This is a genomic window from Sphingomonas sp. HT-1 (assembly GCF_048568905.1).
In the GTDB taxonomy this organism is placed as follows: Bacteria; Pseudomonadota; Alphaproteobacteria; order Sphingomonadales; family Sphingomonadaceae; genus Sphingomonas.
Map to the genome: position 1 here is coordinate 2116669 of NZ_CP183770.1, position 13507 is coordinate 2130175.

10 protein-coding genes and 1 tRNA gene are annotated in these 13507 nt (G+C 67.6%); 5 read left to right on the forward strand and 6 right to left on the reverse strand.

The features are described from left to right. The first annotated feature begins 136 nt into the window (after positions 1–136). The 3 genes from ACNFJ7_RS09735 to ACNFJ7_RS09745 all read left to right on the forward strand — a co-directional run bounded on the left by ACNFJ7_RS09735 (position 137) and on the right by ACNFJ7_RS09745 (position 6525). Positions 137–2197, forward strand: coding sequence for a TonB-dependent siderophore receptor (locus ACNFJ7_RS09735; RefSeq protein WP_019370401.1), 2061 nt, complete (start codon positions 137–139; stop codon positions 2195–2197). Between the two features lie 20 nt (positions 2198–2217). Further along, a complete protein-coding gene (locus tag ACNFJ7_RS09740; protein WP_152997758.1) occupies positions 2218–4023 on the forward strand; it encodes a M14 family metallopeptidase in 1806 nt (601 codons plus the stop codon). A gap of 189 nt (positions 4024–4212) precedes the next feature. Then, the gene (locus ACNFJ7_RS09745) at positions 4213–6525 is read left to right on the forward strand and encodes a GH92 family glycosyl hydrolase (protein WP_019370403.1); all 2313 of its coding nucleotides are present in this window, start codon (positions 4213–4215) and stop codon (positions 6523–6525) included. Positions 6526–6534: 9 nt separating this feature from the next. On the opposite strand, the gene ACNFJ7_RS09750 is transcribed toward ACNFJ7_RS09745, so the two are convergent. The 3 genes from ACNFJ7_RS09750 to ACNFJ7_RS09760 all read right to left on the reverse strand — a co-directional run bounded on the left by ACNFJ7_RS09750 (position 6535) and on the right by ACNFJ7_RS09760 (position 8640). Continuing rightward, positions 6535–6930 (reverse strand): DUF4174 domain-containing protein, encoded by a 396-nt coding sequence (locus tag ACNFJ7_RS09750; RefSeq protein WP_019370404.1) that lies wholly within the window; start codon positions 6928–6930, stop codon positions 6535–6537. Between the two features lie 35 nt (positions 6931–6965). Next, entirely contained in the window at positions 6966–8348 is a 1383-nt protein-coding gene (locus tag ACNFJ7_RS09755; protein WP_019370405.1) for a phospholipase D-like domain-containing protein, read from the reverse strand. A 199-nt stretch (positions 8349–8547) separates the two neighbouring features. Continuing rightward, positions 8548–8640, reverse strand: a tRNA-Ser gene (locus tag ACNFJ7_RS09760). Between the two features lie 156 nt (positions 8641–8796). Between ACNFJ7_RS09760 and ACNFJ7_RS09765 the strand changes: the two genes are divergently transcribed. Then, positions 8797–9552 (forward strand): DUF1134 domain-containing protein, encoded by a 756-nt coding sequence (locus ACNFJ7_RS09765; RefSeq protein WP_019370406.1) that lies wholly within the window; start codon positions 8797–8799, stop codon positions 9550–9552. A 37-nt stretch (positions 9553–9589) separates the two neighbouring features. Here the strand turns inward: ACNFJ7_RS09765 and ACNFJ7_RS09770 are convergent, their stop codons facing one another. After that, positions 9590–10915 (reverse strand): dihydroorotase, encoded by a 1326-nt coding sequence (locus ACNFJ7_RS09770; protein ID WP_019370407.1) that lies wholly within the window; start codon positions 10913–10915, stop codon positions 9590–9592. Between the two features lie 46 nt (positions 10916–10961). On the opposite strand from ACNFJ7_RS09770, the gene ACNFJ7_RS09775 reads away from it, so the two are divergent. After that, positions 10962–11696 carry a YgfZ/GcvT domain-containing protein gene (locus tag ACNFJ7_RS09775; protein ID WP_026009285.1) on the forward strand — a complete coding sequence of 245 codons (735 nt, stop codon included), beginning with the start codon at positions 10962–10964 and terminating at the stop codon, positions 11694–11696. Positions 11697–11703: 7 nt separating this feature from the next. Here the strand turns inward: ACNFJ7_RS09775 and ACNFJ7_RS09780 are convergent, their stop codons facing one another. Together ACNFJ7_RS09780 and ACNFJ7_RS09785 are read right to left on the reverse strand one after the other, a co-directional pair. Further along, positions 11704–12126, reverse strand: a complete 423-nt coding sequence (locus ACNFJ7_RS09780; RefSeq protein ID WP_019370409.1) for a GNAT family N-acetyltransferase — start codon at positions 12124–12126, stop codon at positions 11704–11706. Positions 12127–12265: 139 nt separating this feature from the next. Beyond that, positions 12266–13405: an OmpA family protein gene (locus ACNFJ7_RS09785; RefSeq protein ID WP_019370410.1), complete on the reverse strand. Its 1140-nt coding sequence runs from the start codon at positions 13403–13405 to the stop codon at positions 12266–12268. Between the last annotated feature and the right edge of the window lie 102 nt (positions 13406–13507).

A 13507-nucleotide genomic window follows, 5' to 3' on the forward strand; every position in this document is an offset into this window, starting at 1 on the left:
TTCCTGGCCGGCACCTGCACCAATCACGGGGGAGTTCACATTGCGCCTTTCTGTTCGTACCGGTTCGCTCGCCGGAGCCCTGCCCGCCGCCATCCTGCTTTCGTGTGCACCGGCCTTCGCGCAGTCCGAGGAAGAAATGCGGGGCGAGCGTGAGCGCGGCGAGATAACGGTAACCGGGGTGGACCAATCCTATCGCGGCAATTTCACGCTGCGCGAGATACCGCAGTCGATCGCGGTGATCGACGAGCAGACGCTGCAGGAGCAGAATGTCACCCGGCTCACCGATGCGCTGGACCTGAACGCATCGGTCGCCCGCCAGAACACGCTGGGCGGATTGTGGGACGCCTTTGCGATCCGGGGCTTTGCCGGCGACGAGAATCTGCCGAGCGGCTATCTGGTCAACGGGTTCAACGCGGGGCGCGGGTTCAGCGGGCAGCGCGACGTTGCCGGGATCGAGCGGATCGAAGTGCTGAAGGGCCCGGCGGCGGCGCTGCTGGGGCGCGGCGAGCCGGGCGGTACGATCAACCTCGTCACCAAACAGGCGCAGCTGGGGCGCAGCTTCGGTTCGGCCGGGCTGCAATATGGCAGCTTCAACCGCTTCCGCGCCGAAGGCGACGCCAATCTGGCGCTGACGCAGGGAATCACCGCGCGGCTGATCGGCTATGCCGAGGACGGCGACACCTTCCGCGACACCGTGCACCAGAAGCGCTGGGGATTCCTGCCGTCGTTCGGCGTCGCGCTGGGCGATGCGACGCGAGTGACCTATGATTTCGAATGGACGCGGGTGGAAACGCCGTTCGATCGCGGCATCGTGGTGCTGAACGGCGATTTCAACACCGTGCCGCGCTCGCGCTTCCTCGGCGAGCCGGGCGACGGCGACAACATCGCACGCGCCACCGGCCACCAGCTGCGCGTGCAGCATCAATTCAGCGATCGCTGGAGCCTCAATGTAGGCGCCAGCCACCGCGACACGCTGCTTACCGGTTTCTCCTCCGATGCCGAGCTGGTCGCCTCGCGCCAGAAGCTGTTCCGCGACGGCCGCTCGCTGTCGCGGCAGCGCCGCAGCCGGGTGTACGACGCCGAACAGACGGTGGTCCGCGCCGAGCTTGCGGGCGATTTCGACACCGGCGCGCTGCGCCACCGCGTGCTGATCGGGGCGGACCATGACCGGTTCCTGTACGATCAGGTGTTCACCCGCTTCCGCCCGCCGGCACTCTCGTCCGCGCCCAGCGACCAGGCCGGCTATGTGATCGACATTCTCAACCCCGTATACGGCCGGTTCCCGCTGCCGACGCCGGCCGTGAACACCGACCGCCGCGACCTTCAGCGCGCCACCGGCGCCTATCTGCAGGACCAGATCAGCCTGACCGAGCGGCTGCAGATCCGCTTGGGCGGGCGCTACGACCACCTGCTGCTGCAGACCGACAACGATCTGACGCGCGTCACCAGCAGGCGGACGCGCGAGCGGTTCAGCCCGCAGGCCGGCATCGTTTACCGCCTGAGCGATCCGCTGAGCCTCTATGCCAGCTATGGCGAAGGCTATCGCGCCAATGTCGGCACCGACGCGGCGGGCGTGATCTTCGAGCCGGAGACCACGCGCTCGATCGAGGCCGGCGTCAAGCTGGCGGCCTTTGGCGGGCGGCTGACCGGCACGGTCGCGGTGTTCGAGATGCACAAGCGCAACGTGCTGGCCAGCGACACCAACAATCCGGGCTTCTCGGTGGCGATCGGCAAGGCGCGCAGCCGCGGCGTGGAAGTGGACCTGACCGGCAAGCTGCCCGGCGAGGTCGAATTGCTGCTCAGCTACGCCTATGTCGACGCCGAGGCGCGCTCGAGCGTGCTCGATCCCAATTTCTCGTTTCAAATCCGGCCGGGCGACCGGCTGATCAACATTCCCGACCACAACCTGAACGTGCAGCTGGCGCGCGACGTGACCATCGCGGGGCTGAAGGCGCGGTTCGGCGGTGGCGTGCAATATATCGGCGATCGCGCGGGCGAGACGGGCACGCGCTTCACCCTGCCCGCCCACACGCTGGCCCGCGCGTTCGGCGAAGTGGCACTGACCGAGCGGCTGCAGCTGTTCGGCACGGTATCCAACCTGTTCGATGAACATTGGTATGCGAACAGCTATAGCCCGTTATGGGTGCAGCCGGGCGCGCCGCGGACCGCCACGATCGGGCTGCGCGCGCGCTTCTGACGCGCCCGGACATCAGCTGGATGAAAGAGACGATGCCCCGCTTCACGCTTCGCCGCGCCGCGACGATCCTCGCCACCCTGCTCGCCGGGCACGCCGTGCCCGCACCGGCGCAGGACGTGCTCGACCTGCCGCCGGCATTGCCCTGGTCCGGAAAGAGCGAGGCGCTGGTCGCCGCGCCGGGGGATCCCTGGATCACCCCGGCCGAGGCGGCGGGGTTCCGGACGACACCCCGCTACGGCGAGGTGCGCGCCTGGCTGGAACGGCTCGACGCCGCTTCGCCGCTGATCACGCTCGCCAGCTTCGGGCGCACTGGCGAAGGCCGCGACATGCTCTATGTCCGCGCAAGCAAGGGCGGCGCGGCCAAGCCGGTGGTGCTGATCCAGGGCGGCATCCATCCCGGCGAGATCGACGGCAAGGATGCCGGGCTGATGCTGCTGCGCGACATCGCGCTGCGCGGCAAGGACGACCTGCTCGACCGCGTCGATCTGGTCTTCGTGCCGATCTACAATATCGACGGGCACGAGCAGCGGAGCCCGTGGAACTTCGTGCATCTGCGCGGCCCGGCCGAGAAAGGACGCGACGCCAACGCCCGCAACATCGATCTCAACCGCGATTACGGCAAGGTCGATGCGCCGGAGACGCGCGCGATGATCGGGCTGATCCGGCAGCTCGATCCGATCCTGTATGTCGACTGCCATGTCAGCGAAGGCTTCGACATGCAGTATGACATCACCTTCACCTATGCCGGCTGGGGCAAATACGCCCGGCACCGCGCCACCGCCGACTGGCTGGAGCAGCGCTTCGGCCCGGCGGTGGCGGCGGCGCTGAGCAAGGCGGGGCACACCCCCACCATCTACCCCAGCCCGATCGACACGCGGGCGCCCGAAAAGGGCATCCGCTACAGTCCCGAAGGCCCGCGCTATTCGACCGGCTATGGCGACTTCATCGGCATGCCGACGGTGCTGGTCGAGAACCACATGCTGAAGCCCTATCGCCAGCGCGTGCTCGGCACCTATGTGCTGATGGAAGCCGCACTGCGCATCGCGGCGAGCGACACGGCGCGGATCGCCGAGGCCAAGGCCCGCGACCGCGCCAGCCGTCCGGCCGAATTGCTCACCCGCTGGACGCCCGCCGAAACGCCGATCGGCTGGATCGAGCAGTTCAAGGGCGTCGCGTTCGAATGGTATTCCTCCCCCGCATCGGGGCGGATGGAGCAGCGCTGGACGGGCAAGCCGATCCACTTCCGCATGCCGATCATCGGCCAGCGGCCGACCGAGACGGTGCGGCTACCCAAGGCGTGGTGGATTCCGCCCGAACAGGCGGAGGTGATCGATCGGCTGCGGGTGCACGGCATCGCCTTCGAGACGATCGCCGCGCCGCGCACGCTGACCGTGGATCGCGTGCGGCTGATCGACCCGAAGCTCAAGCAGCCGATCGAAGGGCGCGTGCCGATCACCGCCGGCTTCGTCCATGGCGACGTGGAGGAGGTGATGCCCGCCGGCAGCGTGCGCGTTCCCGCCGATCAACCGCTGGGCCTGCTCGCCGCCGCGTTGCTCGAACCCGAAAGCCAGGATTCCTTCCTGGCCTGGGGCTTCTTCCCCGAGATGCTCGGGCCTCCGCCGAGCACCGACGCCTTCATCCTCGCCGCGCTCGGCGAGCGGCTGTTGGCGACCGATCCGGCGATCAAAGCCGCATTCGAGGCGAAGCTGCGTGACGAGCCCCGCTTCGCGGCGGACGGGGACGCGCGGCTCGCCTGGCTGCATGCCCAGGCCGGACCTGGCCATCCGTTCGTGCTGCGCTATCCGATCGCACGCGAGTTGCGCTGAGAAGCAGGCGGAAGCGGACCCCGCTTGCAAAACCAGTGCGGGGCTGGAATGACCCTGGCTGCAGGAGGGGCAGCATGGCGGGGATCAGCATCAAGCCGGCACGATCGGGCGTACGCACAGCGCGCGCCGTGCCGCAGACGCGCGTCCGCCGTTCCTGCCTTTCCTGATCCAAGCAGGACATTTCCGTTGATGCGCATCCTTGCCCCGGCGACCGTGCCGGCATTCCTGCTGCTGGCCTCGGCAGCGCCCGTACCCGCTCCGCAGCATTCCCCTGCCCCGCAGGATCACACCGCCGATGTCGATCCCTTTGTCGGCGTGGACGGCGGCGGGGTCGCGGGCGGCAATACCGTGCCGGGCGCCGGCGTGCCGTTCGGGTTCGTCTCGCTGAGCCCGGACACCACCAACGGCGACACCAACGGCTATGATTCGCACAGCCCGATCCTGGGATTCAGCTACACCCATGTCAGCGGCACCGGCGGATCGGCCAAGTACGGCAATTTTCGCGTCACCCCGATCAGCGGCCCGCTGCGCGTCGCGCATCTCCACTACGACCGCGAGGGCGAGGCCGCGTCCCCCGGCTATTACCGGGTCGGCCTGGCCAGCGCGGAAAGCGGCACCACCCAAGTCGAGCTGACCGCCTCGCGCCTCGCCGGTTTCCAGCGCTTCACCTTCCCGGCCGGGGCGCCCGCCCATGTCGTGCTGGACGCCAGTTCGGTGATCGCGATGCGGGGATCCGGCCAGCGGACGCGCAAGGCGCATGTCCGGCTGATCGACGACCACAGCATGGCCGGCTGGACCGAAGTGGAAGGCGGGTGGAACCCGGTTCCGTACAAGCTCTATTTCTACGCGACCTTCGATCGCCCCGCCCGCGCGTTCGGTGCCTGGAAGGCGAAGCAGGGCGCGATGGAGACGCTGCCCGGCGCCGTCACGGCGGAGGGTGGCACCCAGACCAAGGCACCGGCCGATCGCCAGGGCCTGATGATCGAATATGACAGCCGCATGGAGTTCGCCAACCGGCTGGGCACCTATTTCACCTTCGATCCCGCCCAGGGCCGCGACGTGCGCATGAAGCTGGCGGTCTCGTTCCTGAGCGAGGACAAGGCCCGCGCCAACCTCGCCGCCGAACTGCCCGATTGGGATTTCGACGCCGCCGCCGCGCGCGCAAAGACGCAGTGGAACGCGGCACTCTCGAAAATCGCCGTCACCGGCGGCAGCGAGGAACAGCGGCGCATCTTCTACACCGCGCTCTACCGCGCCCACACCATGCCGCACGACCTGACCGGCGAAAACGCCTGGTGGCAGTCGAGCGAGCCGCATTATGAGGATTTCTACACGCTGTGGGACACATTCCGCACCGTGCATCCGCTGCTCACGCTGATCCAGCCCGATCGCCAGCGCGCCATGATCCGATCGCTGATCGACACTTATCGCCACACCGGCTGGATGCCCGATGCGCGGATCGCCGGCGGCAACGGCATGACCCAGGGCGGATCGAACGGAGACGTGGTGATCGCCGACGCGGTGGTGAAGGGCCTGGGCGGCTTCGATGTCGAGCTCGCCTATCAGGCGCTCAAGAAGAACGCCGAGGTGGAGAGCGACGCACCGTTCCTGCAGGGCCGGGTGCTGCAGGATTACAAGGCGCTCGGCTATGTCTCGATCACTCAGCCGCGTTCCGCCTCGCGCACGCTGGAATATGCCTATGACGATTTCGCGATCGGCGCGGTTGCGAGCCAGTTGGGCAAGGCCGAGGAGGCGAAACGCTATCGCGCCCGCGCCGGCAACTGGCGCAACCTGTGGGACGACCGGATCGGCTGCATCCGGCCGCGCTACCCCGACGGCACCTGGCTGGAAAATTATCGCTGCACCTACGAATATCCCGATCGATCGACGCCGTGGTGGGAAGCGCCCTTCTACGAAGGCAATGCGCTGCAATTCTCCACCTATGTGCCGCACGACGTCGCCGGGCTGATCGCCAAGACCGGCGGCGATCGCGGCTTCGTCACCTGGCTGGATCGGCTGTTCGACGGCCATTATTCGCAGGGCAACGAGCCCGATCTGCTCGCCCCGTTCCTCTACATCCATGCCGGACGCCCGGATCGCACCGTGGAGATCGTCCGCGACCTGATGGGCAAGCACTATCGCCTGAGCCGCACCGGCCTACCCGGCAACGACGATGCCGGCGCGATGTCGAGCTGGTATGTGTGGAACGCGATGGGGCTCTATCCCAATGCCGGCCAGCCCTATTACTATATCGGCGCACCGATCTTCGAAACGAGCCGGATCGCGCTGGAACGCGGCCGGTTCTTCACCATCCGCGCCACCGGCACCTCGCCGGAGAACCGCTATGTCACTGCCGCGCGGCTGAACGGCAAGGCGATCGACCGCGCCTGGATCCGCCATGCCGAACTGGCGGCCGGCGGCACGCTCGAACTCGAGATGGGGTCGGCTCCGCGCGGCTGGGCCACCCGCTTCACCGCGCCGCCGGACGGCTATCGCCGGTGAGGTGACGCGCTAGCGCTTGCCTGCGCGCCGCATGGGCATCGCGTCGATCGTCTCTTCGAGAATGGCGGCGGGGATGGGCCGCGTCTGCCGCAGCTTCACGCCGCCATCCTTGCCGATCAGCACCACGCCGAAGGCGGCGGAGGACAGGCCGTAGCGCTGCCGCAGCGCGGCCGGCGCATCGCTTGCGCCCAGCACCCGATCACCGACGATTTCCACCACCGCAAGGTCGCGTTCCACCGCGCCCGCCTTCCAGCCGGCGACGATACGGCGCTGCTCGGCGCGCGCGGGGTCGTTCGCCTGTGGCGCGCTGACCAGCAGGACCCGCTTCTGCCACTGCATCGCGGCGACGCTGGTGGAGGCGGCTGCGATCAGCGAGGCGGTCATGAGCAGCTTCCCCAAGATCATGCGCCTCCAACGCGCGGACCGTTCCGGCGTTTCCGTTAGCCGAACGGATGGCGCAGGCGACGGAAGAGTCCGCGCTTCGCCGTCGCCTCGAACATCTCGGAGGGGCTTTCGGGATCCAGCACCTCATTGTCCGCCAGCCAGCCCTCGACCGCGTTGAGATCGGGAACTTCGTACGGACGAAGCGAGCGCCCCGGCCCGCGCAGCGCCTCGATGGCGGCGATCAGCGATCCCTGCGCATCGATCTGCGCCGCCACGCGCGCGGCGGGCAGGCCCAGATGCTCCGCGATCAGGCCGTCGCGGATCGCGCGGATGGCCTCGGCGCCTTCGTCCCCGGCATCGATGGTGATGTCGCATTCGGTATCCAGGCCCATCGAACGATTGTTCATGTTCGCCGATCCGATGCGCAACGTGCGGCCGTCGACGATCATCACCTTGGCATGCACGTAGATCGCCACGCCCTTGGCCGTGTAGGGATGATAGAGGCGGAAACGATCATGGACATCGCGCTGCTTCAGCGCCGCGACAAGGCGCGCGCGCGCCGTGTCCATCGCGATCGGCTCCAGCCAGCCCTGGGCGTGCTCCGGGTTGACGATCACGATCTCCGGGCCATCGGCTTCCGCCAGCCTGGCGGCGATCGCCTCGGCAATGCGCCGCGACGCGAAATACTGGCTCTCGGCGTAGATCGAGACCTTCGCCGACGCGATCTGCTCGAGGAACAGCGCCTCGATCTCGCGCACTTCGGGGTAATCGGGCAGTTCCGGCGAGGTTCGCGCGATGCCAACCTCGACCTGCCGGAACGCGGTGGCGAGGCCTTTCGGCCAGCAGTCCGTCGTCTCGGCGACCGGGGGGAGCGCATGCCCGCCCGCCCGCTGCCAGCGATCGCGCGCGAGTTCCCCCAGCGCCGCCGCGACGGGCCCCTGCAGGGCCGTGGTCGCATCGTGCCAGGGCATATAGGGCTTGCCGCTGGGCGCGGCGCGGCGCGGTTCGACGTCGCGATGCCGGCGCGTGTCCCAGCGGCCGCTCGTCATGTCGATGCCGCCGCAAAAGGCGAGACAATCGTCGATCACGACGATCTTCTGATGGTGCGAGGCGCCCACCGGGTGCGCGCTGTCCAGCTTCGTATGGATGCGCGGATGCCGCATCCACCGCGCCAGCGTGAAGATGGTGGAACCGCGGGTCAGCGTCTTCAGCGCCCCCACGTCCCAGCGCAGCAGGAAGATCTCCAGGTCCGGGTTGCGCTCGACCAGCCAGTAGATGAAATCGCCCACCTTGGCGGGCTCGCCTTCCTCGCGCTTCGAATCGGTCAGCGCGATGCGCGCATCGAAGTCCCAGCCGATCAGCATGATCCGACGCCGCGCCTTCAGCATCGCAAGCCGAGCGTTCTTGAAATAGCTATCGGCATCGATGAGGACGCTCATCCGGGTCGCCCGCTCGACGCGCCAGAATGCCTTGCCGTTCAAGCTCACCCGATACTCCCTGGGTTGATGACGCGTTCGTGCCGGAGCGCTAACCGGGAGAAACCCCAATGGACAGGAAGATTTCCATCGCTGCGACGAGCCGATCGAGCGGGGTTGCCGGGGAGGACAGGGCTGCTTCAGCGCGACCGGGCGGTCGTGATGGCGGAGACGGAGGGATTCGAACCCTCGGTACGAGTAATCCCCGTACGGCGGTTTAGCAAACCGCTGGTTTCAGCCACTCACCCACGTCTCCGGAAGCGCCGAGGCGAGCCCTATAACGAGACCGTCGCCGGCAATCAACGGGATTAACCGCCCGAACGCGAAATCGACTCGTCTGGGCTTCCATTCATTGCCGCGACAGGCCCGCGCCCCTAGGATGCGCGGAGGTGCAGCGGGTTTGGTAGGGTTGATGATGCGATTGGGTAGGTTCACGGTTCTAGCAGCGGCGGCGGCGTTCGCGCTCGGCATTACGCCTGCAGCGGCGCAGATGACGACGATCGATCCCAATACCGCGATCGATTCGGACCTGAATTCGCCGCCCCCGACTAGCCCACCGCCCGCGCAGGATCAGCAATCCTATCCGCCGGCCGGCGATCCGCCGCCTGCCGTGCCGGCACCGGCGGCGCCCGCCGCGCCGGTTCCCGCCGATCCCGCCGCGACCACCGCGCGCCAGGCCGCTACCGACACGTTCGAGCGGGACGATCTGCTCGCCGCCGCCGAGGGCGTGTTCGGCAAGGGCGCGTCGGGCCTTGCCAAGCTGATCGAAGACATTCTGAAAGATCAGGGAAAGCCGAACGCCTATATCGCGGGCAACGAAGCCTCCGGCGCGATCGGCGTCGGCCTGCGCTATGGCAAGGGCGAGATGTTCCACAAGGTGGAAGGCCAGCGCCCGGTCTATTGGACCGGCCCGTCGATCGGCTTCGATCTCGGCGGCGACGCCAACAAAGTGTTCGTGCTGGTCTACAATCTCTACGACACGCAGGAGCTGTACAAGCGCTACCCGCAGGGCGAAGGCCATGCCTATCTGGTCGGCGGCTTCTCCGCCTCGTATCTCCGCCGCGGCGACGTGGTGCTGATCCCGGTGCGGCTGGGCGTGGGCTGGCGGCTGGGGGTCAATGCCGGTTACATGAAGTTCAGCGAAAAGCAGCGCTGGCTGCCCTTCTGATCGCAGGCGGGCGGGGCCGCAGCCCCGCCCCGTCCCCTCAGCCGAACGCGACTGCCTCGAACCGCACCGGCTCGCCGATCGCCTGGTTCGCCAGTTCGGCTTCCCACATCACCCGATTGCCGCGGATGATCGTGCCGACCGGCCGGCCTGTCAGCTCCATGCCGGTGAACGGCGACCAGCCGCAGCGCGACGCAAGCCAGCTTTCCTCCACCGTCCAGCGGGCCTTCAGGTCCACCACGGTGAAGTCGGCATCATAGCCGGGCACGATCCTCCCCTTGCCGACGATGCCGAAGATGCGCTGCGGGCCGGCGCTGGTCAGATCGATCAGCCGCTGCAGCGTCAGCCGGCCTTGCGCGACATGGTTGAGCATCAGCGGCAGCAGCGTCTGCACGCCGGGCATGCCGCTGGGGCTGTCCGGATAGGCCTTTGCCTTTTCCTCGCGGGTATGCGGCGCGTGATCCGAACCGAGCACGTCGGGCACGCCCTGGCGCAGCCAGTGCCACAGCCCGTCACGATGCGCGCCGGAACGGATCGGCGGGTTCATCTGCGCGAAGGTGCCGATGCTCGGATAGGCCTCTTCGCCCGCCAGCGTCAGGTGCTGGGGCGTGACTTCGCACGTCGCGATGTCCTTGTGCTGGCCCAGCAGCTCCAGCTCGGCGGGCGTGGTGACGTGGAGCACATGGATCCGCCGCCGCGCTTCACGAGCCAGCCGAAGGATGCGCCTGGTGGCCAGGATCGCGCTTTCGTCGTCGCGCCATACCGGGTGCGAGGAAGGATCGCCGGGGACGCGCTCGCCCAGGCGTTCCTGCATGCGGAACTCGTCCTCGGCATGGATCGCCACGCGGCGATGGCCCGAGGCCAGCACGCGCGCGAGATTGGCGTCGTCCGATACCAGCAGGTCGCCGGTCGAGGCGCCCATGAAGATCTTCACGCCGGCCGTGCCCGGCAGCCGCTCCAGCTCGGCCAGATGCTCGGCGTTGTTGTTGGTGGCGCCGACATAAAAGGCATGGTCGCACCACATGCGGTGGTGCGCGCGGTTCAGCTTGTCGGCTACCGCCGCCGCGCTATCGGTATTCGGCTTGGTGTTCGGCATTTCGAAAACCGCGGTGACGCCGCCCAGCACGGCGGAGCGGCTGCCGCTCTCCAGGTCTTCCTTCACTTCCAGCCCCGGTTCGCGGAAATGCACCTGGCTGTCGATCACGCCCGGCAGCACGTCCAGCCCGGTGCAGTCTATCGTCTCGCCCGCATCGCCGACATCCCCGATCGCGACGATCTTGCCGCCGGAGACCCCGACATCGACTTCTGCAGGTCCGCTGGGAAGGTGCACGCGGCCGCCGCGCAGCTTGAGTTCGACATTCGCCATGGCTTTGCCTCTTTCGTGAGCGTTGGCGGCGTCCTACCTGTTCGGCATGGACGATACCAGCACCTGGCTCGACGATCGCGCGCTGCTCCGCCTCACCGGCGACGATGTTCGCGGATTTCTGCAGGGCCTGCTGACGCAGGACCTCGCCCGCGTCACGCCCGATACGCCGCAATGGGCGGGGCTGCTCACGCCGCAGGGCAAGGCATTGTTCGACTTCCTGCTCTGGGCGGACGGCGATGCGATCCTGATCGACTGCGACGCCACCGTGCAGGAGTCGCTTGTCCGCCGGCTGAGCATGTACCGGCTCCGCCGGGCCATCAGCATCGAGCCGATCGATGCCGGTGTCCACTGGTCGCTCGCACCGCGCGCGCGCGCCGTGGCGGATCCCCGCCTCGCGGCGCTCGGCTATCGGTGGCTCGCGCCCGTGTCGGGAGGCAGCGCCAGCGCCGCCTGGCAGGCGCACCGGCTCGCCCAGGGCGTGACCGAAGGGCCGGCCGAGCTGGGCAGCGACAAGACCTTGTGGCTGGAATGCAATGCCCAGGAACTGAACGGCGTCAGCTTCACCAAAGGCTGCTATGTCGGCCAGGAGAACACCGCGCGCATGCACTATCGCGCCAAGGTGAACCGCCGGCTGGTCGTTGCTCCGCTCGGCGAACCGGGCGACCGCACCCGCGCCAGCTATCCCGCGCTCGGCAAGATGGTCGAGCTGCGCCGGGTCGAATCGCTCGGCGACGCGCTCGTCCCAGATTGGCTTGCGGCAGCGCTGGCAGTCGAAGCCTGAGCGCCGGTCAGCGCAATCGCTTCTGCAGGAAGAAGCGCTGGTGGCCGGGGGGAAACGCATCGAGCGTGCCGAACAGCTCGAAGCCCAGCTTTTCGTAGAAGCCGCGCGCCTGGAACGAGAAGGTATCGAGCCAGATGCCGACACAGCCATGTTCGCGGGCGATCGCCTCGGCGCGCTGCATCAGCGCAGTGCCGTAATCGCTGCCGCGATGCGCCTCCGGTACCGCCAGATATTCGACGAACATCCAGTCATAGGCGCATTTGCCCCATAGTCCGCCGACATGGTTTCCGGCCTCGTCGGTCAGCAGAACGGCCACGGGCGCGGACCGGGGCTCGCCCGCCTTTGCGATATTATAAGACCGCAACGGATCGAGCACCGCCATGCGGTGCTGGTCGGTCGGCGTGTCGGGAACGGTCAGGTGCAGCGTCATCGCTGCCACGCTGCGGTAAACGCCAAGCTTTCACAACCGCTGCAGCAACTGGCGTCACGTTGCGGTTCGCACAAAAAGAAAGGGAGGCCGGTTACCCGGCCTCCCCTGCTTGCGTCCATCCCTCGCGGGTTGGCAGCTCTTACATGCCCGAACCCGGACCGTAGGTGATTTCCACGCGACGGTTCTGCAGTTCGCGGACACCGTCGGCAGTCTCGACGCGCGGGCGGCTTTCGCCGAACGCTTCGGTCGAGATCACGCCAGCCGGGATGCCCTTGCCGGTCATGTAAGCGCGGACCGAGTCGGCACGACGCTGCGACAGACCGACGTTGTAGCTCGCCGCACCCGAACGGTCGGCGTGGCCAGCCAGCATCACCTGGGTGTTGCTGCAATCCGCATAGTTGCTGATCGCATTGTCCAGGATGCTCGCGGCTTCCGGCGTGACGTCCGACTTATCCCAGTCGAAGAACACGATGTACGGCCCAGGCGTGCAGACCTTGGGTTCCGGCGCCGGGGGCGGCGGAGGCGGCGGGGCCGGCTCGGCGACGGGCGGCGGCGGCGGGGGCGGCGGAGCCGGCTCAGCGACGGGCTCAGGCGCACCGAAGTTGAACGTCAAGCCTGCGAGCAGGCTGTGCGACCGGTAACGGCCGCTCCACTGGTTGCCACCGATGTCGACGAGCTTCACGTCCGGCGCGTTGAAGAAGCGATACTTCAGCGACACGTCGATCGAGCGGGTCACCGGCGCGCGGACGCCGGCAATGGCCTGCCATGCAAACACGGTGTCGGAGTCGTTGACGGTATCGGCCGGACCGGAGAGACGCAGACGGTCCTTGATGCGGGCGACACCCGCACCACCGCCGACAAAGCCCTGCAGGCCCGTGTCCTCACCGAAGTCGAACATGCCGTTGACCATGAACGACAGGGCCGAGGTGTTGCCGCTCGCCTGCTCATAGGCGCCAGCCGGCGTCGTCGACGCAGCGCCACTCGCCAAGCGAATGGCCGTCGGGATGGAAGTGCGAGCGCTGTCGACGCGAGCGCGGCGATAGCTTACTTCGGCTTCTGCACGGAACGGGCCGAAGTCGTAGCCGACATTCCCGCCCACGTCATAGCCGACATGGTTGTTCTGCGTGACAGCGTCCTTGCTGCTGCCAGCATCAAAGTGGATGTCTTCAACCAACATCGCACCGCCTTCGACACCCACGTACCACGCGTCGTCGCGGGCCAAGGCGGGCGTGCTCAGCGCGGTCGTGGCAAGTGCCAAAGTGACGGCAAGCTTCCGCATTATAATCCCCTTTCATGGTCGTCCTTACGGACAGCCCAAACTCACTACTCAAACCAAAGTTTCGGTGCAAGCGCACAAATCTGCGGACTGTTGCATGATCGT